At 72.4% G+C, this 22,385-nt stretch carries 19 protein-coding genes; 8 read left to right on the top strand and 11 right to left on the bottom strand.

The window, feature by feature from the left end; all coding sequences use genetic code 11:
• Position 1 precedes the first annotated feature (1 nt).
• Positions 2-607 (bottom strand): hypothetical protein, encoded by a 606-nt coding sequence (locus CUC05_RS01365; protein WP_157965078.1) that lies wholly within the window; start codon positions 605-607, stop codon positions 2-4.
• A gap of 82 nt (positions 608-689) precedes the next feature.
• On the opposite strand from CUC05_RS01365, the gene CUC05_RS01370 reads away from it, so the two are divergent.
• Positions 690-1,508, top strand: coding sequence for an HAD family hydrolase (locus tag CUC05_RS01370; protein ID WP_157965079.1), 819 nt, complete (start codon positions 690-692; stop codon positions 1,506-1,508).
• A 16-nt stretch (positions 1,509-1,524) separates the two neighbouring features.
• On the top strand, positions 1,525-2,607 hold the full coding sequence (locus CUC05_RS01375; protein WP_108664273.1) for a Fic family protein: 1,083 nt from the start codon (positions 1,525-1,527) through the stop codon (positions 2,605-2,607).
• 13 nt (positions 2,608-2,620) lie between these two features.
• Here CUC05_RS01375 and CUC05_RS01380 read toward each other — a convergent pair whose 3' ends face one another.
• Together CUC05_RS01380 and CUC05_RS01385 are read right to left on the bottom strand one after the other, a co-directional pair.
• Positions 2,621-3,271 carry an NUDIX hydrolase gene (locus CUC05_RS01380; RefSeq protein WP_108664274.1) on the bottom strand — a complete coding sequence of 217 codons (651 nt, stop codon included), beginning with the start codon at positions 3,269-3,271 and terminating at the stop codon, positions 2,621-2,623.
• A 13-nt stretch (positions 3,272-3,284) separates the two neighbouring features.
• Positions 3,285-5,321 (bottom strand): ATP-dependent helicase, encoded by a 2,037-nt coding sequence (locus CUC05_RS01385; RefSeq protein WP_170127888.1) that lies wholly within the window; start codon positions 5,319-5,321, stop codon positions 3,285-3,287.
• Between the two features lie 141 nt (positions 5,322-5,462).
• Between CUC05_RS01385 and CUC05_RS01390 the strand changes: the two genes are divergently transcribed.
• Positions 5,463-5,909, top strand: a complete 447-nt coding sequence (locus CUC05_RS01390) for a hypothetical protein (RefSeq protein ID WP_108664276.1) — start codon at positions 5,463-5,465, stop codon at positions 5,907-5,909.
• A 115-nt stretch (positions 5,910-6,024) separates the two neighbouring features.
• A complete protein-coding gene (locus CUC05_RS01395; RefSeq protein ID WP_157965080.1) occupies positions 6,025-7,524 on the top strand; it encodes an HD-GYP domain-containing protein in 1,500 nt (499 codons plus the stop codon).
• A 24-nt stretch (positions 7,525-7,548) separates the two neighbouring features.
• On the opposite strand, the gene CUC05_RS01400 is transcribed toward CUC05_RS01395, so the two are convergent.
• From CUC05_RS01400 to CUC05_RS01415, 4 genes are all read right to left on the bottom strand, one after another.
• A complete protein-coding gene (locus tag CUC05_RS01400) occupies positions 7,549-9,630 on the bottom strand; it encodes a thioredoxin domain-containing protein (RefSeq protein WP_108664278.1) in 2,082 nt (693 codons plus the stop codon).
• Between the two features lie 159 nt (positions 9,631-9,789).
• On the bottom strand, positions 9,790-10,206 hold the full coding sequence (locus tag CUC05_RS01405; RefSeq protein WP_108664279.1) for a very short patch repair endonuclease: 417 nt from the start codon (positions 10,204-10,206) through the stop codon (positions 9,790-9,792).
• Between the two features lie 5 nt (positions 10,207-10,211).
• The gene (locus tag CUC05_RS01410; RefSeq protein ID WP_108664280.1) at positions 10,212-11,363 is read right to left on the bottom strand and encodes a DNA cytosine methyltransferase; all 1,152 of its coding nucleotides are present in this window, start codon (positions 11,361-11,363) and stop codon (positions 10,212-10,214) included.
• 64 nt (positions 11,364-11,427) lie between these two features.
• Positions 11,428-12,567: a DNA cytosine methyltransferase gene (locus tag CUC05_RS01415; RefSeq protein WP_108664281.1), complete on the bottom strand. Its 1,140-nt coding sequence runs from the start codon at positions 12,565-12,567 to the stop codon at positions 11,428-11,430.
• A gap of 96 nt (positions 12,568-12,663) precedes the next feature.
• Between CUC05_RS01415 and CUC05_RS01420 the strand changes: the two genes are divergently transcribed.
• Together CUC05_RS01420 and CUC05_RS01425 are read left to right on the top strand one after the other, a co-directional pair.
• A complete protein-coding gene (locus CUC05_RS01420; RefSeq protein ID WP_108664282.1) occupies positions 12,664-13,221 on the top strand; it encodes an MBL fold metallo-hydrolase in 558 nt (185 codons plus the stop codon).
• 77 nt (positions 13,222-13,298) lie between these two features.
• Positions 13,299-16,229, top strand: a complete 2,931-nt coding sequence (locus CUC05_RS01425; protein ID WP_205712075.1) for an AMP-binding protein — start codon at positions 13,299-13,301, stop codon at positions 16,227-16,229.
• On the opposite strand, the gene CUC05_RS01430 is transcribed toward CUC05_RS01425, so the two are convergent.
• Both CUC05_RS01430 and CUC05_RS01435 read right to left on the bottom strand, forming a co-directional pair.
• Entirely contained in the window at positions 16,184-17,098 is a 915-nt protein-coding gene (locus CUC05_RS01430; RefSeq protein WP_108664283.1) for an ABC transporter permease, read from the bottom strand. The two genes, CUC05_RS01425 and CUC05_RS01430, sit on opposite strands and share 46 nt — an antisense overlap.
• Entirely contained in the window at positions 17,095-18,114 is a 1,020-nt protein-coding gene (locus tag CUC05_RS01435) for an ATP-binding cassette domain-containing protein (protein ID WP_108664284.1), read from the bottom strand. The genes CUC05_RS01430 and CUC05_RS01435 overlap by 4 nt, the downstream gene beginning before the upstream one ends.
• 97 nt (positions 18,115-18,211) lie before the next feature.
• Between CUC05_RS01435 and CUC05_RS01440 the strand changes: the two genes are divergently transcribed.
• The gene (locus tag CUC05_RS01440; protein WP_157965081.1) at positions 18,212-18,700 is read left to right on the top strand and encodes a MarR family winged helix-turn-helix transcriptional regulator; all 489 of its coding nucleotides are present in this window, start codon (positions 18,212-18,214) and stop codon (positions 18,698-18,700) included.
• On the opposite strand, the gene CUC05_RS01445 is transcribed toward CUC05_RS01440, so the two are convergent.
• On the bottom strand, positions 18,701-20,179 hold the full coding sequence (locus CUC05_RS01445) for a GGDEF domain-containing protein (RefSeq protein ID WP_157965082.1): 1,479 nt from the start codon (positions 20,177-20,179) through the stop codon (positions 18,701-18,703).
• A 31-nt stretch (positions 20,180-20,210) separates the two neighbouring features.
• The gene (locus CUC05_RS01450; RefSeq protein WP_157965083.1) at positions 20,211-20,711 is read right to left on the bottom strand and encodes an SRPBCC family protein; all 501 of its coding nucleotides are present in this window, start codon (positions 20,709-20,711) and stop codon (positions 20,211-20,213) included.
• A 163-nt stretch (positions 20,712-20,874) separates the two neighbouring features.
• Between CUC05_RS01450 and CUC05_RS01455 the strand changes: the two genes are divergently transcribed.
• Complete coding sequence (locus CUC05_RS01455; RefSeq protein WP_108664288.1) at positions 20,875-22,383, top strand: glutamate-cysteine ligase family protein; 1,509 nt, start codon at positions 20,875-20,877, stop codon at positions 22,381-22,383.
• Positions 22,384-22,385 lie beyond the last annotated feature (2 nt).

Below are 22,385 nucleotides of genomic sequence, written 5' to 3' on the forward strand. Positions count from 1 at the left end.
GTCAGGGGGCCTCGACGACGGTGACGGTGTCCTCGCCGTCGCGGTCGACGGTCAGCCGTCCACCGCCCAGCCGCACCCGTCGGCGGGCCAGCTCGACCCAGGGGCCGTCCTCGCGGCCGCCGCGGGTCACCACCGTCATGCGCAGGCGGCCGGGTTCACCGGCGGCGTCCAGGCGTCGCAGCGACCCGCCCCTGAGGACGGCGTCGGCCACGACGTCGTGGCAGGCGTGCACCAGTCCCTGCACCACGACGGTCGGCAGCTCCGTCGGTGCCGTCGCCGTCATCTCGAGCCCATCGTCGGCGTCGGCCGCACGCTCGAAGGTGTCCTGCAGGTGCAGCTCGAACGCATCGGCCTCCAGCGGGACCCGCGTGACGGCCCACATGATGTCGCGGGACAGCTGGCCGCCCGTCGAGACCGCGTTGAGTCCCTTGTCGAACATCGGGCCGGTCCCCCCGGAGGACTCCAGCAGCAGCTGGGCAGCCACGAGCTGCTGGACCGGGCGGTCGTGGAGGACCTGCGCGATGGTCGCCAGCAGCCCGTCGACCACCTCCAGCGGCACGCCGGCGCGATCGTCGCCCACCATGCGGTCTGTCGATCCCGAAGCCATGACGGGCCAGCATGACACATCGTGTGGGGCCCGACGGTGCATGCGCACCTGCTGCGCCGGGATGGCAGACTCCAGCGTCGTCATGTCCGATACCCCCGCTGCCGCATTCTTCGACCTCGACCGCACCCTCATGTCGGGCTCGTCCGCCTTCTACTTCGGCAAGGCGGCGTACCGCGAGGGGCTGCTGCCCATGAGCCGGCTCTTCGTCGACGGCTCTGCGGCGCTGATGTTCAAGCTGTTCGGCGCGAGCGACGAGCAGTCGGAGGCCATCCGCGACCGGATCCTCGCGACCGTGGCCGGGGTCGAGGCGCAGAAGCTGACGTCGCTGGCGCCCCAGGTGATCGAGGAGCTCCTGCCGCAGATCCGTCCGGAGGCCGACGCGCTGCTGGACATGCACCGCGAAGCCGGGCGTGACGTCTACATCATCTCCGCCAGCCCCATCGAGATCGTCGGCGAGCTCGCGTCGGCGCTGGAGATCACCGGCGGCCTGGGCACCCAGAGCGAGATCGTGGACGGCGTCTACACCGGACAGCTCGCTGCCCCGTTCTGCTACGGCGAGGGCAAGGCCGACGTGATCCGACGGCTGGCGGCGGAGAAGGGCTACGACCTGGGCCGCTGCTACTCCTACTCCGACTCGGCGTCGGACCTGCCGATGATGCAGATCGTCGGCCACCCGGTTGCGGTCAACCCCGACCGGTCCCTCATGTCGATCGCCCACCGCCGGGGCTGGCCGGTCGTGGAGTTCAACCGCACCCGCAAGCAGGTCACCCGCACCGCCGCCGTCGGCCTGCTGGCGGCCACCACCGGCGCGGCTGGCGTCTTCGCCGGCATCCGGATCGGTGAGGCCAACGTGCAGCGGACCGTGTCCCGCACGCTCGGCCTGGACGGCAAGCGCAGCTGACGACACCGCCGCCGCCATGACCTCCCCCATCACCTACTCCCACCACCTGGTGGCCCTGACCGCCCGTGCGCAGGCCGCCAGCGCCCGACTTGCCGGCGCCGACCCCGACCGCCGTGCGGCCCGTGTCGCCGTCGCCCGCCCGCGTGCGGCTGCCCTGTCGGTGTGGCTCGACGGCAGCCCGCTGGAGGAGTCCACCGCCGCGGACGTCGACGCCGGCCGGATCCCGCTGCTGGAGCAGCCGCCCACGCCGGTGACCGGCGGCTGGGCCCGGGCGCTCCAGCTGGACGCCATGGAGACCCAGGAGGTCGCGGCGGTCGAGTACGCCAACCTCCGTCGGGTCGAGCAGGTCGAGCACGAGCTCGCCGCCGCCGCGCTCGCCCACCCCCTGGACACCCTCGGACGGCTGCACGGCATCGTCAGCCAGGGCCTGGTCCTCCCCGAGGTCATCGGTCGGTACCGGGTCACCGAGCAGGCCGTGCACGACGGCACCCAGGGGATGATGATCTACAGCGCCGCCGCGCCGTCCACGGTTCCCGCGGCGATGGAGGAGCTGGGCACCTGGATCAGCCGCCGGGCGATCACCGTCCCGCCGGTGATCCTGGCAGGGGTGGTGCACGAACGCCTGCTGGAGCTGCAGCCCTTCGAGGCCGGCAACGGTCGGGTCGCCCGGGCGTTCGCGCGGATCCTGCTGGTCGCAAGCGGCATCGACACGCATGGCGCCGCGATCCTCGAGCAGCCGCTGGCCGACGACGCCGGCGCCTACTACGCCGAGGTCGCGGCCACGATGCGACGGCAGGGTGACCTGACCCGGTGGCTGGAACGCCACACCGCCGCGGTCGCGCTGGCGCTGGAGACCGCGGCCGACGCCGTTGACCCCGAACCCCGTCCGGCCCCGCCGGAACGCGGCCGGGTCACGGTGGAGGAGCTGCCGCCCCGCGGCGAGCTGACCGTCCGCGACTACGCGACCCGCGTCGGCGTGGACCTGCGGACCGCCATGGCCGACCTGCACGCCTACGTCCGCGCCGGTGACCTGGTCGACCTGCCCGGTGGTGGGGGCCTGCGCTTCGCCCGCCCCGCCGAGCCGCCGGACCGGGGCTGAGCACCGCTCACGGTCAGACCAGCGGACCCTCGTCGAGCAGGACCAGCTCGGGGGAGGCGAAGCGGTGCAGGGCCGCAGGGCGGTGGGAGCCACGGCGCATGCCCCCGGTCTCCTCCAGCAGCCCGAGGCCACGAACCTTCTTGCGGAAGTTCCGCTTGTCGAGGGTCATGCCGAGCACTGCCTCGTAGACCTCCTGCAGCTCCGACATGGTGAACTCCTCCGGCAGCAGGCCGTAGGCGATGTTGGAGTACGACAGCTTGCTGCGGACCCGGTCGAGCGCCGCGTCGAGGATCCGGTCGTGGTCCCACGCCAGGGGCGTCGCCCGGTCCGTGGCCGGCCGCCAGCACCATCCGTCGCTCGGGACGAACGGGCGCGGGACCAGCGCCAGGTGGGTGACGGAGACCGTCCGTCGGCCGGGCATGCGGTCGGGCGCGCCGAAGGACGCGACCTGCTCGACGTGACGGGGCTCGTGCAGCCCGACCTCGCCCATCACGCGGCGGGCGGCCTCGTCGAGGTCCTCGGCCTCGCCGAGCACGTCGCCGGGCAGCCGTGGGGGGTCGACGTCGCGAAGGAGTGTCTGCACGACGCGCGCGTCGCCCGACCCCTCGTCGCTGGCGGGGGAGAGGCTCAGCACCACCACGTCGACGTGGACCCGGACCGTCATCCGCACGGCCCGATCACGTCGAGCGTCCCGCGATCATGGCCAGCACGTCGCTGCCGTACCGGTCGGCCTTGGCCGGGCCGAACCCCTTGACGCCCAGCAGGGCCGTCCGGCTGCTCGGCCGGCGCTGGGCGAGGTCCAGCAGCGTCGCGTCGTTGAAGACCACGAACGCCGGCACGCCGTCGTCGCGTGACCGTTCGCGCCGCCAGTCCCGCAGCCGCTCGACCAGAACCTCGTCGACGTCGCCGGGAAGCTCCGCCAGCGCCGACTGCTTGGGCCCCGACGACGCCTTCCTGGCCCCCGGCTTGGGGGCGCCGGGCCCGAGCCCGTAGAGGAACCGGCTGGGGCGCCGCGACACCGGCTTGCCCTTCCGGTTCGGCCGCTTCTGGGCCCATGTCAGCCACAACCATCGCCGGGCCCGGGTGACCCCGACGTAGAGGAGGCGTCGTTCCTCGTCGACCTCCTCGTCGGTCCTGGCATGGCTGATCGGCATCAACCCCTCCTCCAACCCCACGAGGAACACCGCGTCGTACTCCGTGCCCTTGGCCCGGTGCATGCTCATCAGGGTGACGGCCTCGGCGGTGCGGTCGCTTCCCGAGGCGGCACGGGCCTGCAGCTCCTCGGCGATGCCGGGAAGGTCCATGCCGTCGTCGGCCAGGCCGGCGGCCTCGTCCCGGATGGCCTCGATGGCCTCCCAGCGCTCGCGAGCCCGGCGACCCTGCGGGGGACGGTTGGCCCGCCACGACAGGGCGTCGCGCAGGACCTCCTCCACCTCGGCGACCACGTTGGGGTTGGCGACGGGGGCGTCGACCACGGGCGGCGCGACGGTCCCCGACGGCGGCGGCGTCGCCGTGGCCGCACGGACGAGCGCCCCGATGGCCTGGGTGACCTCCGCTCGGCTGTAGAACGACCCCTCACCCCGCACCGAGGCGCGGATGCCCGCCTCGCGCAGCGCCTCCTCCCAGGCGGCAGCCTGCGCGTTGATCCGGTAGCAGATGGCCATCTCCGACAGCGGCACGCCGGCCTTCTGCAGGGTCTGGATGGCCTTGACGACGACGGCCTGCTCGGCGTCGTCGTCAGGGCGTTCCAGCAGCAGGGCCTCCGGTGCGCCCTCGGAGTCGATGGTGGGGACCAGATCCGCCGCACGGCGTCCGAGGACGCGGTTGGCCAGCGTCAGGACCTGCGCGGTCGAACGGTAGGACCGGTTCAGCTGGACGCTGATGGTGCCCGGATAGGCCTTGGGGAAGTCCTGCAGGTACCGCGAGTCCGCGCCGGTGAAGGAGAAGATCGTCTGGGCAGGGTCGCCGACGACGCAGACGTCGGTGCGGTCGCCCGCCCATGCGCGGAGGAGGTTCCACTGGAGGGCGTTGGTGTCCTGGAACTCGTCGACGGTGAAGGCGCGGTAGCGGTCGCGTATCGAGGCAGCCGGTTCGTCGAGGTCCATCAGCTCGCGCGAGAGGCGCAGCATGTCCTCGTAGTCGATGGCGCCCCGGCGGGCCTTCTCGTCCCGGTAGCCGCGCACGACCTCGGCGAGGGTCGTGGCGTCGAGCAGCTCGTCCCGGCCGCTGGCGGCCACGGCATCGGCGTCCAGGCCGGCGTTGGCGGCCCACTCGACCTCGCTCGCGAGGTCGCCCGCGTCCACGTTCAGCCGGCGTGCCGTGCCGATCAGCAACGGGATCTTCGACCCGAGCACCTCCGGCAGGGGTTCGTCGGACAGGTGGGGCCAGAAGTGGCGGACCTGCGCCCAGGCCGCCGCATGGAACGTCACCGCACGCACCGACACGCCGTCCATGCCGAGCTCGCCGCACAGCGTCGCGATGCGGTCGCGCATCTCCGCCGCCGCCCGCTCGGTGAACGTGACGGCCAGGACCTGGGAGGGGACGAACGCGCCGGACAGCAGCTGCGCGGCGATGCGATGGGTGATCGTGCGCGTCTTGCCCGTTCCCGCCCCGGCGAGGATCCGCACCGGTCCGGTCACCGCCGCGGCAGCCCGCGCCTGCTCGGGGTTCAGGCGGGCAAGCAGGTCTTCGGGGACTGGCGGTTGGCTCGGCACTCGTGCTCCAGGTCGGACGATCCTCCCCCGCAGGGTAACCATCCCCCGTGACAGCCTCCGCCCCGGCACCGGCGTCGCTGTGGACACCCGGACAGGGACATCGGGCTCCGGCGACGGGGGGCTGCGTCATACTCCGCCGGGATGTTGACTCCCGCCGCCGTCCTTGCCGTCGCCGTCGAGCAGGAGGGGGTGATCGACAACATCTTCGTCTCGCCCCGTGTGCACGAGGCGACCGGTGGCCTCGTCGTGCTGGCCATGCTCGTGACGACCGCATGGGTCGGCCGCCTCGCGCTGGCCAACCGCCCGATCGAGGGCGGCGCGCGGGTGAGCCTGATCCTCACCCAGGTCCTGCTGATGGTGCAGGCGCTCATCGGGATCAAGCTGCTGGACCAGGGCCTCGGCGTGTTGCAGCTCTACATCCACTACGTCGGGGGGCTGATCCCGCTGGGCCTCTTCGTCGCGGCGGGCTGGGTCTCCTGGCGCGACCCGGCGGTCCGGACCCGCGCCACCGCCGTGCTGTCGGTCCTGGGAACCCTCAGCGCCGCCATGGCCTTCGTCATCGGCCGGGCGTACGTGCAGGGCGGGTAGCCCGTGCAGGGCGGGTAGCCCGTGCAGGGCGGGTAGCCCGTGCAGGGCGGGTAGCCCGCGCAGGGGCCTCGGGAAGGCGGCTCAGGTCCGAACTCGCCGGGCCGATCGATCGTGCGTGACACGACGAGAGCGCAGGACCGGACCCCTCGTGGCCATGATCGGTGTGCTGGCGGTGCCGCTCGGCATCTTCGCGCTCCTGCGGCGCTTCCCTGCGCTGGACATCGCATACCGATCGACGGACGTCCACCTGGTCGTCATGTCGATCGTGGCGGTGTGCGTGATCGTCGTGGCCGCCCTCGCGGCACGCCCGGCCGTTCGAACCCGTCAGGGTCCCCTCGTCGTCCTCGCCAGTACCTCCACCGTCGTCGCGTTGCTCCTGCTGGGCCACGGCCTGGCAACGCCGGGGACCGGGGGACTCGTCGGCCCCAACGTCTGGGTCGGGCGCTATCCCATGCTCGCGCTGCCGGTCTTCGCGATCGGTCAGCTCCTGGCGACGAGACCGCACTGGCGACCGGTTCGGTGGGCCGCCCGTCACCCCGTTGCCAGCTTGCTCGCACCATCGGGCCTGACCGCGGCGCTCGTCGTCGTGACCACCGTCGAGGAGACGGTCCTGGGCGGGGGCGCCCGGCTACCGGGCGAGGTCGCGACGTTCCAGGTCGTTGCCGTCCTCACGGGGGTGGTCCTGCTCGGCGTCGGTGCCCAGCACTGGTGGTGGTACCGGTTGGGTGCCGACACGGTCCAGCAGCTGCTCACGATCGCCTGCTGGGTCACCGTGATGGCGCTCGTCAGCTACCAGCTGGGGGTGCAGTGGCACCTCTCCTGGTGGGACTACCACGCCTACCTGCTGGCTGGCTTCGGGGCGGCGACGGCAGCGGTCGTGATCGACACCCGGCGTGCCCTCGTCGTGGACGATGCGCTGCGAAGCGCGTTCGACGTCGATCCGCTGAAGCACTTGGCCAGCTCCTACCCGGAGGCGCTGCTGGCCCTTGTCGCCGCGGTGGAGGCCCGGGACAGCTACACGCACGGGCACTCCGTCCGCGTCGCCGAGCTCGCGGTCCGCATCGGGACGCGGATGCGCCTGTCCTCCGGGCGGCTCCGCGCACTCGCCCAGGGCGCCTACCTCCACGACGTGGGCAAGATCGGCATCCCGGACGCGATCCTCAACAAGGCGGGCCCCCTCGACGCCGACGAACGCGCATGGATCGAGGAGCACCCCGTCGTGGGTGCACAGATCGTCGGCCGGATCGAGTCCCTGCGCCACGGCCTCGCGGCCGTCCGCCACCACCACGAACGCTTCGACGGCGAGGGGTACCCCGACGGGATCGCAGGCACCGACATCGCCCTCATCGCCCGCATCGTGTCCGTGGCCGACGTGTGGGACGCCTTGGTCACCGACCGCGCCTACCGCAAGGCCTGGAGCCATCAGCGCGCGCTGGACTACATCGTCGCCAACAGCGGGAGCCAGTTCGACCCGGCTTGCGTGGATGCGTTCGTGGCGTTCGTCGGCGACGAGTACGGGCTGCGGCCCGGCCGGACTGCCGATGATGGCGAGGCGCGGATCGAGGGATGCCACGGCCATGACCAGGCGGTGGGCGCGACCAGCGGCTCGGGATGACCCGACGTCGTCGGGTCACCTCGGTCAGGCGGAGCGTCCCGCCGCGACGGCGGCGCTGAGCTGGCGGGCCAGCTCGTCGGGGTCGGTTGTCGGCCGCTCGCAGACGAACCCGCGGCAGACGTAGGCGGTGGCGGCCCCGTCGACGGTGGGGCGGTCGCGCAGCAGCGGCACACCGCCGTCGTCGGTTCCCGTGCCGACCGCGACGACCACACCCGGCCGCCACGTGTCGCGCACGACCGACAGCAGCGCCTCGGTGTCCGGGGCACCGACCGTGCCGACGATCGCCACCTCCAGCGGGCCGGACAGCAGGCGTTCGGCCGCCGTGGCCAGCTCGCCGTAACCGAGCGGGGCGAGGGGGAGCTGCCCGCCGAAGCGGGAGACCGTGGCCACGGCCCGGTCCCGGGCGTCCAGGTCGCCGTCGAGGGCGGCGAGGCGGGCGTTGACCTCCACCATCACGCTGGAGCCGGCGGGCTGCGCGTTGTCCCACAGGTCGAGGGGACGGACGACCAGCTGGGGGCCATCCGCGGCCGGGGTGGCAGCCGTGGCGTAGTAGGCCCCCTCGCCGTCGGCGAAGTCCTCCTCCACCGTGGCGGCCAGCCGGCGGGCCCAGTCGACCAGGTGGGGGTCCGGATCGGCCTCGTACAGCACCAGCAGGGCTCGGGCGAGCAGCGCCAGGTCCTCCAGCAGGGCAGGGACGCTGGCCTCGTGGCCCGGGGACCACGTGTGGTGCAGCACCCCGTCGACCACCATCGACTGCTCGACGAAGTCGACGGCACGGCGGGCCGCCTCCACCCAGCGGGGTTCCTCCATCACCGCGCCGGCCTCGGCCAGGGCCGCGATGGCCAGGGCGTTCCAGCTGACCAGCACCTTGTCGTCCAGGCCCGGCGGCACGCGGAGGGACCGGCGCTCGGCGAGGGACTGGCGGACGGCGGCCCAGCGACGTGCGAAGCCCGGGTCGTCCTCCTGAAACGGCACGACCTCGTGCAGGACGTTGGCGCGCGGCGGCGCGTGCCCGTGCGGGTCGTGCCAGTTGCCCTCGTCGACCACGCCGAACCGCTCGCGCCACTTCGCCACGTCCTCGCCGACGGCGACGATGGCCTCGTCGAACTCCTCGGCGGTCCACACGAAGTACTTGCCCTCCACGCCCTCGGAGTCGGCGTCGGTGGCGGAGGAGAACCCGCCCTCGGGCTGCTGCAGGTCGGCCAGCAGGTACTCGGCGATGTCGGTCACCATGCGACGGAAGCGGGGCTGGCCGGTGACCTGCCATCCGTGCACGTAGGCACGCAGCAGCAGGGCGTTGTCGTACAGCATCTTCTCGAAGTGGGGGACCAGCCACATCTCGTCGGTGGAGTACCGCGCGAACCCGCCGCCGACGTGGTCGTGGATGCCCCCACGGGACATGCGCTCGAGCGAGTGGACGGCGGCGGAGAGCGAATCGGGGTCGCCGGTGCGGGCGTGATGGGCCAGCAGGAAGTCGACCGTCATCGCCTGGGGGAACTTCGGCGCGGTGTCGAACCCGCCGTTGGTGCGGTCCCAGCGGGCCACGATGCGCTCGGCGGCGGTGTCGAGGACGCTCGCGTCGACCTCGCCCCCGTCCGGCAGGGCCTGCTGCTGGGTCAGGTGCTGCACGACGAGGGAGCCCTGCTCCAGCACCTTGTCCCGCTCGTTGGCCCACGAGCCGGCCACGGCGGCCAGGACCTGGCGGAACGACGGCATGCCGGGGCGGGCGTCGGCCGGCCAGTAGGTCCCGCCGTAGAACGGCGTGCCGTCGGCGGCCAGGAACACGCTCATCGGCCAGCCGCCGTGGCGGGTCATCGCCTGGACCGCGGACATGTAGACGGCGTCGACGTCGGGCCGCTGCTCGCGGTCGACCTTGATGTTGACGAAGTCGGCGTTCATCGCGGCGGCGGTCGCGTCGTCCTCGAAGGACTCGTGGGCCATGACATGGCACCAGTGGCAGGAGGAGTAGCCGACGGAGAGGAAGATCGGCACGTCCCGCCGACGCGCCTCCTCGAACGCCTCGTCACCCCATTCGTGCCAGTCGACGGGGTTGTCGGCGTGCTGGCGGAGGTACGGGGAGGAGGACCCGGCGAGTCGGTTGGCCATGTCTCGACGGTACCCGGCAGCCCCGCACCCCCCACACCCGACGTGTGTCGGCCAGCGCCGTCCTGTGGCCGGTTCGGCGACACACCGGCAGGGGAGGTGGGACGTGCGACCCGGGGTGTGTCGGCCAGCGCCGTCCTGTGGCCGGTTCGGCGACACACCTCAAGGGGTGCGGGCGCGGACGGTGGCCTGGACGCGGTCGGCCGCCTCGACGGGGTCCTCGTGCTCCCAGATCCGCACGACGGCCCAGCCGGCCTCGGCCAGGCGACGGTCGGTGTCGGCGTCGCGAGCGACGTTGGCGGCCAGCTTGTCCGCCCACCAGCCAGCGTTGTTGGCCGGGGCGGTGCCGTGCTCGGGGCAGGCGTGCCAGAAGCAGCCGTCGACGAACACCGCGACCTTCGGGCCGAGGAACGCCAGGTCCATCCTCCGCCGGGTCCCGGGCACGGGATGATGCACCCGGTACCGCATCCCCCGGCCGTGCAGCAGCCGCCGCAGGGCCATCTCGGGCTTGGTGTCGGTCGAGCGCTGGGCCGCCAGCCGACGGCGGGTGCCCTCGTCACGCGGGACCGGACCGACCACGCCGATCAGGTCGCGGACCGGCCGGGGTCGGCGTCGGAATCGGCCAGGACACGCAGGTGGGCGTCCAGCGCATCCTCCAGCACGGGCTTGCGGCGCAGCGTGCCGGACCGGTACCGACGCAGGAACCCCTCGGTGGCGCGCCGGGACAACGGCACCAGCGGATGGTCGAGGAAGTCCATCAGGGGCGGCCGGTCGACGGCCACGGGACACGGACCGGCGGGCACGGCCACGGCACGACGCCCGGGCGCCCCGTGGGCCGCCTTCGGCCACCGCCCGCCGAGCGGCTCCTCGGTGTCGGCGAACAGGTACTCGCCCGGCTCGGACAACCGCCGGCCCACCCACGTCGACACCGGCACCGACACCGCGTTGCCGACCAGCCGCCAGCGATACCGGTCCTTGACGACGTCGGCCGCAGGGGCGGTCCACGACGACGGGAAGCCCTGCAGCCGCTCGGCGTCGCGCAGGTCGGGGGTTCCCACGGTGCCGTCCGGGGCGAGGATCGCCGGGGGAGAGGCCACGCCGACCGACGACCCCCCCTTGATCGGCGGCACGGCATCGATCGCCCAGCCGAGCGCCCGCGTCCCCTCGGTCCAGTAGAACCCGTGGGCGGGCCGGTCGGTCGGGACCGACGGCGCCGGGCCCTCGTCGGCCAGCAGCACCCCGCGGGGGTCACCGACCCGGCTGGCCACGACCACCACCCGTCGACGTCGTTGGGGCAGCCCGAACGCCTGGGTGTCGACGACCCGGTAGGCCCAGGCGTAGCCGAGCTCCTCCAGCGCCCCGACGACCAGCCGCATCGCCTTGCCCTTGTCCAGGTGCAGCAGGAACGGGACGTTCTCCATGACCACCCAGTCGACGGGGCGGCGCTCGAGCAGCCGGAACACCTCACCGACCAGCTTGGACTTGGTGCCGCTGATCCCCCCCTTGCGGCCGACGGAGCTCAGGTCCTGACAGGGGAACCCGGCCGTCAGCAGGTCGACCTCGGCCGGCAGGTCGGTGACCTCGCGGACGTCGGGGACCACCGCGGCGTCCATGCGAGCACCCAGCACGGCCCGGGCCTCGGGCAACAGCTCGGCCAGCAGCACCGCACGGTGGCCGGCGGCGGCCAGCCCGAGCTCGATCCCGCCGATCCCCGCGAACAGCCCGGCGACCCTCACCCGGTGCCCCTCGTGCCGTGCGCCTCGTGCGATGCCCCCACGCGATGCCCCCACGCGATGCCCCTCACGAGGCGTCCCGACGAGATGCCAGCACCTCGGCGCCGATCGCCTCGGTCAGCCGGGGCGGGACCGCGTTGCCGATCGCCAGCGCCAGCTGACCGCGCTTGCGGATGGAGGAGAAGTCGACGTGGTCGGGGAAGTGCTGCAGCCGGGCGGCTTCGTGTGCGGTGATCGTCCGCGGCCTGGTGGGATGCACGTAGCGCCCCATGCACATGGAGTAGAAGCCCCGCGTGATCGTCTGGGCCGGCTGGTCGGGCCGCATGCGGCCGTAGATCGACACGTAGGAGTGGTCGCCCCGGTGGCACGCCGGCCGCAGCTCGTTGGGCAGCTCGTACACGTCGTGGTCGAACAGGTAGGCGATGCGTTCGCGCGTGGCCGCGGCTGACCGGGCCCGCTGGTCGACCAGGCGGTCGGACTCCACGTCGGCCAGGTCACCGATCGCCCAGGCCACTCCGCGGGTTGGGCGCTGGTGCCGATGGACCACGTCCACCAACGACACCGGCACCCGCCGGGTCGCCAGCAGGACCAGCCGACGCCGACGCTGGGCGACACCCAGGTCCGACAGGTCCACGACCTCCACCGACACGCCGTAGCCCAGGCCCCGCAGATGCGCCACGGTGCGGTCGACGACGCCCGACCGGTCCGCGCGGGCGCCCGGCACGTTCTCCACGACCATGGTGTCGGGCGCCAGCACCTCCGCCGCCCGGGCCATCCGCAGGTACAGCTCGTTGCGGTCGTCGCGATGGCGTGTGGCGTTGTTCAGCGCCGAGTGGCCCTGGCACGGCGGTCCGCCGACCAGCACGTCGACGTCGCCGACCCGGCGGCGCAGCGCACGTTCGGCCGGCGTCGCGACGGCGCCCAGCGTCCCGTCGACGAGCGCGGTGACGTCCTCGGTCGTGACCTCGGCGGAGGGGAAGATGCGGGAGAACACCCCGAGCGCCGCCGGGTCCCGGTCGACGGCCAGCGCGACGTCCACGGGACGACCGACGGCCGCGGCCGCCTGCGACAAGCCGAGCGACAGGCCACCGATCCCGGCGAAGAGGTCCACGACCCGCAGCGGAACCCCGCTGGGCCGCGTCGGCGGCAGGGTCGAGCGCAGGGCAGCCTGGTCCGCATCGGCAGGTGCGGCGACGTCGGTGGACATTGCCGCCAACTGTGACACGCCTGCCACGGGCCCCGGGGGAGGCGCCGACACCGATCACCCCTTGCCCTCCGGACGGCCAGCCGGTCAACTGCCTCCATGACCGCTGAGCTGACCATCCTGTTCGAGGGCTACGTGGGCGCGCGTGTCGCCGGCACCGTGTCGCTGATCCGCGACGGCGACCGGGTGATCGTGCACGACCCCGGCATGGTGCCCGGGCCGTCCTCGATCCTGGACCCGCTGCAGGCGGCCGACATCCACCCCGAGGAGGTCACCGACCTGGTGATCTCCCACCACCATCCCGACCACACCCGCTGGATGGGGCTCTTCCCGATCGCCGTCCTGCACGACTACTGGGCGACCTACGACGGCGACATCTGGGATTCACGACCGGCCGAGGGCCTGGCGCTGAGCCCGTCGGTCACCCTGCTGGAGACACCCGGCCACACCCGCGAGGACATCACCACCCTGGTCGAGACCGACGCGGGCACCGTGGCCCTGACCCACCTGTGGTGGACCGCCACCTCGGAGTCCGACCCCCGGGGCACCGACCTGGACGCCCTCCACCACCACCGCGGGCGCGTGCTGGAGCGGGCGGTGCGGATCGTCCCCGGCCACGGACCGGCCTTCGACGTCAGCGACGAAACTCCTCGTTGACCTGGCGGCGGCGATCAGGTCCGGACGACCGTGTCCGGCTCGCCCGTCGCCCACGACGTCGACTACCGTCAACCACCATGGCTGCCCTGATGCCGACCCGACTGGCCAAGTCCGCGCTGCGGCTGGGCATGGCGACCCAGAACGCGCTCGAGGTCGCCCGCTTCGGCGGCCTGGACACGGGGGAGGCCTCCAGCCCCTACGACGTCGTGGGACGGACCCCTGTCTACCGGCTGCGGCGCTACTTCCCGGAGTCGGGAGGGGAGGGCCGGCCGCCCCTCCTCCTCGTGCCGCCGCTCATGCTGTCCACGGAGGTCTACGACGTCGCCCCCCACGTCTCCGGCGTACGGGCGTTGCACGAGCTGGGCGTCGACCCGTGGGTCGTGGACTTCGGCGCGCCGGAGCACGAGGAAGGCGGTCTCCAGCGCACCCTCGCCGACCACGTCCTCGCCGTCTCCGACGCCATCGACCGCGTCCGCCGCGCCACCGACCGCGACATCCACCTCGGCGGGTACTCCCAGGGTGGCATGTTCTGCTACCAGACGACCGCCTACCGGCGGGGCGAGGGCATCGCCAGCCTGATCACCTTCGGCTCCCCGGTCGACGTGCACCTGCTGTCCCCGGCGGGCCTTCCCGTGGCCCAGCTGGCCGAAGCCGCCACGGCGGTCGCCAACACCGTCCTCGCCCGGACCTCGGTCCCCGCTGGGTTGTCGCGCCGCGTGTTCCAGATGCTCGACCCGCTGAAGACCGTCCGTGCCCGCGTCGACTTCCTGAAGCAGCTGCACAACCGCGAGGCCCTGCTGGAACGCGAGGGCAGCCGCCGGTTCCTCGAGCAGGACGGCTGGGTGGCCTGGCCCGGGCCGGCCGTCGCGGAGTTCGCCACCCAGTTCCTGGCCCACAACCGCCTGCTCTCCGGCGGGTTCGTGATCGGCGACCGCATGGTCACCCTGGCCGACATCGCCGTGCCCATGCTGGCCGTCGTCGGCAGCGTCGACGAGATCGCCGCCGCGCCCGCCGTCCGCGCGGTCCGCAGGGCCGCACCCATGGCCGACGTGTGGGAGCTGACGCTGCACGCCGGTCACATGGGGCTCGTCGTCGGCAACGGCGCGCGGCAGCACAGCTGGCCCGTCGTGGCCGACTGGGTCCACTGGCAGGAGGGCACCGCCGAACGGCCCGAGCAGATCGCCGAGCTGACCGAGGACCACGACGACGACAGCCCCGCATCGGCCGTCGAGGTCGTCACCGACGTCGCCGTCAGCGCCGCGCACGTCGCTGCCGAGTCGGCCATCAGCGCCACCAGGGCGCTCCGCGGGGTGTTCGGGGAGGCCATCGACCAGCTGCCGCGACTGGCGCGGCTGGATCGGGTCCAGGCCGACACGCGGGTGTCGTTCGCGCTGCTGCTGGAGGAGCGGGCACGGCGCCACCCCGACGACACCTTCTTCCTGTTCGACGGGCGTGGGTACTCCTACGCCGAGGCGCTGCGCCGGGTCGACGCGATCACGCGCGGGCTGCTGAGCCTGGGCGTGCGACAGGGCGAGCACGTCGGCGTGCTCATGGGCACCCGCCCGACGGCCGTGGCGCTGGTCACCGCCCTCAGCCGTGTCGGTGCCGTCGCCGTCATGCTGCGCCCCGACGGGGACATCGGCCGTGAGGTCGCCCTGGGCCAGGTCAGCCGGGTCATCGCCGACCCCGACCACGCCGCCGACGCCATGGCGGTGTGGCCGGGACAGGTGCTCGTCCTCGGGACCGGCGGGGACCGCGACCGGACGGTGCCCGATGGCGCGGTCGACATGGAGCTGATCGACCCCGACGACGTCACGCTCCCCGGCTGGTACGCCCCCAACCAGGGTCGTGCCCGCGACCTCGCGGTGGTGTTGTTCACCTCACACGGCGAGCGGACCCGCGCCAACCGCATCACGAACGGTCGCTGGGCGCTCTCGGCGTTCGGCACCGCCAGCGCGGCCTCGCTCGGCAGCGGCGACACCGTCTACGCCGTCTCGCCGCTCCACCACCCGGCGACCCTGCTGACCGCCATCGGCGGTGCGGTCGTGTCGGGCGCACGGCTGGCGGTGGCACCGGAGTTCACCCCGACCCGGTTCTGGGACGAGGTGCGGCGCTACGGCATCACCGCGGTCTCCTACACATGGACAATGCTCGGGGACCTGCTCGAGGCGCCCCCGAGCCCGGCCGAACGACACCATCCGATCCGGCTGTTCTTCGGGTCCGGCATGCCCAGCGGGTTGTGGGAGCGGGTGCTGGACCGGTTCCGCCCAGCACGGGTGCTGGAGTTCTACGCCCACACGGAGGGCGAGACGGTCCTGGCCAACCTGACCCGAGACAAGGTCGGGGCCATGGGCCGGCGGCTGCCGGGCACGGCCGAGGTGGCGGTCGCGGCGTGGGACCCCGACACCGGCCAGCTGCAGTCGTCGCCCGACGGGTTCGTCCGCCGAGCGGAACCGAACGACCCCGGGGTGCTCCTGGCCCGGGTCGGTCGCGGTCGCACCGACGTCCGGGGCCGACTGCTCCGCGGCGTGTTCGCCCGCGGTGACGCCTGGCTGTGGACGGGAGATGTCTTCACCGAGGACGCCGACGGCGACCTGTGGTTGCTCGGCAACGCCGCATCGCTCATCCGGACGGCCGACGGCGTGGTGTACCCCCGTCCGGTCCAGGCGGCGCTGGAGTCCGACGACGCCGTCGACCTGTGCGCCGTGTACGGGGTGCGGCCGGAGGGCAGCGACGTCGCCGTCACCTTGGCCGCCGTCACGGTGCGGCCCGGTCGCGAGCTGACCGACGCCAGCATCCGCCGTGCGCTCTCCGTGGTGGACGGCTCGTCGTGGCCGACCGCGATCCGGGTGCTGGACCGCATGCCGCGCTCGGCCCACTACCGGGTGCAGACCGCCCCGCTGCGCGCCGAGGGACTACCCGCGGACATGGCGGGCTGGGTCTGGGACGACGAGACCGCCACCTACGTGCAGGCCACGCCGGCGGCGGTCGGCCCCCTCGCCGGCTGAGCCGTCACGACGCGGGGGTGCGGTGACCGCTCACGCCGACGCCCGGCGGTACCCGCGGATGGCCAGCGGGACGAAGACCGCGAGCAACGCGCCGATCCACAGCAGCGAGCCGATGACCGAACGGGTGGTGTCGGCGATGCCGATCTGCGCGGCGATCGCCGGGTCCATGGGGGCAGCGCCAGCCCGCGGACGGCGTTGACGAGCATGGTGACCGGCTGGTTGTTGGCGAAGGCCTGCAGCCAGCCCGGCATGGACGCGGTCGGTACGAAGGCGCTCGAGGCGAACACCAGCGGGAAGACCCAGATGAACCCGGCGGTCTGCGCGGTCTCGGCGGTGGACGCACGAAGGCCGATGTTGGCGCTGATCCACGAGAACGCGTGGCCGAACAGGACCACCAGCGCGATGGCGAGCAGCGCGTTGAGCACGCCGTTCTGGAACCGGAAGCCGATGACGTAGCCGACGGCCACCATCAGCGTGACGGTGAACAAGCCGCGTGTCGAGTCGGCGATGGTGCGGCCGGCCAGCACGGCCGAGCGGGCCATCGGCAGGGAACGGAACCGGTCGACCATGCCCTGGCTGAGGTCCTCGTGCAGGACGATCCCCGTGTTGGTGGACCCGAACAGGGCGGTCTGGGCGAAGATGCCGGGCAGCAGGAAGTTGATGTAGTTGTCGACGCCGGGGATCTCCAGCGCACCGCCGAAGACGAAGTTGAACAGCAGCACGAACATGATCGGCTGGATCGTGGAGAACACGACCAGCTGCGGGGAGCGGACCAGCTTCAGCAGGTTCCGCTGGGTCATGATGCCGATGTCGGTCAGCGTGTGGCCGAGGCCGCCTGTGGCGGTCGGCGTCTGGACGAGCGCGGTCACTTCTGGACCTCCTGCATGGTGCGGTCGGGAGTGGTTGCCGACGTCGCGGGGCTGCCAGCAGCCGTCGCGCCGTCGGACGGGGCGTCGGCGGTGAGGGTCAGGAACACCTCGTCGAGGGTCGGCCGGCGCAGCTGGATGTCGAGCAGCTCGATCGACGCGCCGTCGAGTGCGCGCACGGCCTCGATGAGCTTGCTGGCACCGTCGGCGACCGGGACCACGACCTCGCCGGCGTCGGCGTTGGTCCGGGGGGCCTCCGCAGCGATCGGGGCCAGGGCCGTGGCGGCGTCGGTGGTCCGGCTCGGGTCGGCGACCCGCAGCTCGATCACGTCCCCACCGAGGCGGGCCTTCAGCTCGTCGGCGGTGCCCTCCGCGATCAGCGAGCCGTGGTCGATCACGGCGATGCGGTCGGCCAGCTGATCGGCCTCCTCCAGGTACTGGGTGGTCAGCAGCAGGGACGTGCCGTCGCTGACCAGCTCGGTGATGAGCTGCCACAGCTCGATGCGCGACCGTGGGTCCAGGCCGGTGGTCGGTTCGTCCAGGAACAACACCCGCGGACGCCCGACGAGGCTGGCGGCCAGGTCCAGGCGCCGTCGCATGCCACCGGAGTAGGTCTTGACGGGTCGGGTGGACGCCTCGGTCAGGCTGATCCGCTCCAGGACCTCCTCGGCCCGGCGAACCGCTTCGGCCCTGCCCAGCCGGTAGAGCCGACCGACCATGACGAGGTTCTCGCGCCCGGTCAGGTCACCGTCGACCGCCGCGTACTGGCCGGCCAGACCGATCTGGCTGCGAAGGGCCTGCGCCTGCGTGACCACGTCCAGGCCAGCGACCGTGGCCCGGCCGCTGGTGGGCTGCAGGAGGGTCGTCAGGACGCGGACGAGGGTGGTCTTGCCGGCGCCGTTGGGGCCGAGCAGGCCGAGGACGGTGCCCTCGGCGACCTCGAGGTCGACGCCCCTGAGGGCGTGCACGTCGCCGAAGGACTTGGTGATGCCCTCGACGCGGATGATGGGTTCTGGCACGGGCGACGCTCCTTGTCGGCGGCGATCAATGGCGCCATGCTGCCACTATCCTTGAGGTTGGCAACCATTGATGTTCGCCACTATCATCCCTCCCACGATGGACGACCAGGCCGACAGGTGCTCGACTGCCGCCTACGAACCGCTCGGCAAGCAGGTCTCGCGGATGCTCTTCGAGCTGACGGGTCGCATGCGGGCGCACCTGACCGCGGTCGCCGACGCCGTCGACCTGACCCCCATGCAGGCCAGGGCGCTGCACCACCTCACCGAACCCTGCCCGATGGGTGACGTGGCGACCCGGCTGCAGTGCGATCGGTCCAACGTGACCGGGATCGTGGACCGGCTGGAGGAACGGGGCCTGGTCGAACGGCGTCAGGACCCGACCGACCGGCGGCGCCGGATGCTGGTCACCACCGCGGAGGGCGACCGGGTCAGGCAGCAGATGGCCGAACGCATGGTTGCGGGACACCCGATCCTCGCCGGTCTGTCGGTCGACCAGCAGGCCGACCTGCGTGACCTGCTGGCCACCGTCCTCGCGGCCAGCGCTGGCGACTCGGCGCCGATCTCCGTCCCGCCGACGGCGGGCTGACTACGCCCCGGTGGGGGTCAGGTCGTGTGCGTCCAGCGGGATCTGCCGCTGGCGCAGCCCCATGTCCGCCGACCACGACGTGACGTAGACCGGCTGTGGGCGTCGTGCGGGGTCGCGGGCGATGTGGGCGGACCGCTTGGCCTTGTACATCGCCGCGTCGGCGCGGGCCAGGAGGGCGTCGGCGGACTCCTGGTCGGTTCGGCTGGCCAACCCGATGCTGGCGCCGACCCACAACGTCTGCCCGTCGATGACGAGGGGCTTGGACAGGGCATGCTCCATCCGGTCGATGACCTCGGCGACCGTCGTCTGCGACACCTCGCCCGGCAGCACGACAAGGAACTCGTCGCCGCCGAGGCGACCCACGATGTCGTCGGCGCGCACGGCGGTGCGCAGGCGGGCGCTGACGTGCACCAGGACCTCGTCGCCGACGTCGTGGCCGTGCTTGTCGTTGATGGCCTTGAAGCCGTTGAGGTCGACGAAGAGCAGCGTCACGTGCTGGCCGTCGGCCACGGCTCGACTGACCGAGCGCTGGATGGCCCTGCGGTTCTCGAGCAGGGTCAGGGCGTCGGTGTGCGCGGCCTCGTGCAGCGCCATGGTGATCTCGTCGTTCTCCCTGATGACCTGCGACACGCGCCACAGGAGCAGCACCGCGAGCAGGGGCAGTCCGATGACGCTGCCGGCGTTGGCCAGCCACCCGTGGTGGATCCCGTGGACGCTGTTGAGGCCGCTCAGCAGCAGGAGGCCGATACCGATCATCGCCAGGCGGGGTCGGTGGGTTCGCTGTGGGGTGCTCGGCCGGATCAGGTCCGCGGCGTCATGGGCCAGCGGGCTGACCAGCACGAGCACACGGGCCATGAAGGCCACGACGCTGATCCAGGCGTCCGGGACGAGGTCGCCGCGGAACATGGCGGCCACCAGGGCCAGCGTCACGCCGAGGCACAGCACGGTCAGGGCCCATGGCTTCTTTCCCGGGCTCGTGGTCAGGCCGACGATGATGCTCATGATGAGCGTGGCCAGGACCACGATCGTGGCCGTCCCGGTGTCCACCTCGCCGTTCTCGGGGCCGATCATCACGGTCCACAGGACCACACCGACGGCGAGGCTGACGAACAACGTGTCGACGAGGCTGTCGCTGCGGCCCTCGTGGCGGGCACGCATGCGCAGGAGGCGTATCCCGGTGATGGTGCCCAGCGTGTAGGTGACGACGTAGAAGGGGGTCGAGGCGTCGGCCCGACCGGTGGTGGCGACGGCCAGGTCGCCGAGGGGGAGGGTGGCCATCGTCAGAAACAACCCGACCCAGATGTGGCGACCGGGAAGCTGCCACGCCCGATGCACGAAGATGCCCAGCAGGACGACGGTGCCGATGGCGCGAAGCCCGTACAACATGGCGGGATCGCGCTGGAGCGAGTGCAGGATCGCGAAGGCGACGGCGACAAGCGCCACCCCCACGTCACGTCCCATCCCGTCGTTCGGCTTCACACCGTCATTGTCGGCCCGACCGGGGCCGACTTTAGTGGGTCGCGTGGTCGTGGTGCGTTCCTCGACACATACGACGGTCGGCCATGTCCGCCCCGTCCGCCTCGCGCGCGGCGAGGCCCAGCAGCCGGTCGAGGGACAGGGTCGCGAGGGGGGTGTAGGCCCTCAGCACGGGCACGGCCAGCGCCGGGTGGGCGGCCCACTCGAGGGTCACGGCAACGCGGGTGTCCGTGCCGTCCACGGTCAGGTCGTGCCGGGAGGTCACCGGGCCCAGCACCGGCAGTTCGGCCTCCATGGTCCACGACCGACCGTCCTCCACGGCGGTGATGGTCAGCGACAACCCCAGCCGTGGGACCGGGGACACGATCCGCAGGGCCTGCCCGACCTCGACGGGGCCGGCCGCGCCCCCGTCGGCGCGCTCGACGTGCCACATGTGCGGGGCCCATGCCGGCCAGCAGGACGGCTGGGCCAGCAGGTCCCAGACCCGCTCGGCAGGGGCGCGTCCCGTCCGCACGATCGTCCTGGAGGTGGTCACGGTCGCACTGTAGCCGACGGTGAAAGGGGGTCCGCGAGCTGTCGGCGGCAGTCGGACCCGGCTGGCCGCTGGAGTAGGCTCCTCGGACCTGCACGGCCCCTCCGGGCCCTGCCGGTGGGGCCGACCGGGCCGCCACACGACGACCGCAGCAAGGGGCCGATGCATGGGCCGCGACATCGACACCATCCAGTTCACGCGCGAGGACCGACGTCGGTACCGCGAGAAGGTCAAGAAGTGCCTGCGCGTGCTGGAGGGACTGATCGACTCGGGACGGTTCTCCACCGGCCGTCGCACGCTTGGGGTGGAGCTCGAGGTCTACCTGACCGACGAACGCGCGCAGGTCCTTCCCGTCAACGCCGAGGTCCTCGCCGCGCTTGCCTCGCCGGACTTCCAGACCGAGCTGGCCCAGTTCAACATGGAGTTCGCCACGCCGCCCCGGCCGGTCCAGGGCGACTGCTTCGTGCAGGTCGAGGACGAGCTGCGCCAGTCCCTCGTCCGCGCATCGGCCAAGGCCGCGGACTTCGACGCCCACGTCGTCATGATCGGGATCCTCCCCACGCTGACCGACTTCGACGTGACCGAGCAGAACCTGTCGACCAACCCGCGGTACAAGGCCCTCAACGACGCCATCCTCAACGCGCGCGGTGAGGACCTGATCATCCACATCGAGGGTGACGAGACGTTGTCGACGGTCACCAACTCCATCCTCTTCGAGGCCGCCTGCACCTCGATGCAGCTGCACCTCCAGGTCGACCCCGACGACTTCGCCCGGTACTGGAACGCCGCCCAGGTCGTGTCGGGTCCGCTGGTCGCCATGGCGGCCAACTCGCCGTTCTTCCTGGGCAAGCGGCTGCACCACGAGACACGGATCGCCCTGTTCGAGCAGGCCACCGACACCCGCACCGAGGAGCTCGCCGAGCAGGGTGTGCGCCCGAGGGTGTGGTTCGGGGAGAAGTGGCTGACCGAGGGGGTGCTGGAGCTGTTCGAGGAGAACGTGCGCTACTTCCCCTCGCTGCTGCCGATCACCGAGGCCACCGACCCCGACGAGATCCTGGCGTCGGGGGACATCCCCCGGCTGGAGGAGCTGACGCTGCACAACGGCACGGTGTACCGGTGGAACCGACCGGTCTACGACATCGCGGGCGGGCGGCCGCACCTGCGGATCGAGAACCGGGTCCTCCCGGCCGGGCCGACGGTGATCGACTGCGCTGCCAACGTCGCGCTGTACTACGGGCTGCTCGCTGGCCTGGCCGACACCCAGGCACCGGTGTGGCCGGAGATGAGCTTCACCGCGGCGGAGGACAACTTCTTCGCCGCCGCCAGGTACGGCATCGGCGCCGAGCTGTACTGGCCGGGGATCGGCATGGTCGGTGCCCAGGAGCTGATGCTGCGCCACCTGATCCCGCTGGCCCGCCGTGGCCTGGAGGCGTGGGACATCGACTCCTCCGACATCGACCGCTACCTGTCGATCATCGAGCAGCGCGCGGTGTCGGGCCGCAACGGTGCCGTCTGGCAGATCGAGGCCTTCGACCACGCCCTGGAGTCCCACGGGCTGTCACGGGCCGCCGCCCGGGAAGCGGTGACCACGCGCTACACCGAGCTGCACCAGCAGGGCGAACCGGTCCACACGTGGCCGGTCACCGCCGGGGACGCGCTCGAGGATCGGTCGTAGCG

The organism is Euzebya rosea (assembly GCF_003073135.1).
Classification (GTDB): Bacteria; Actinomycetota; Nitriliruptoria; order Euzebyales; family Euzebyaceae; genus Euzebya; species Euzebya rosea.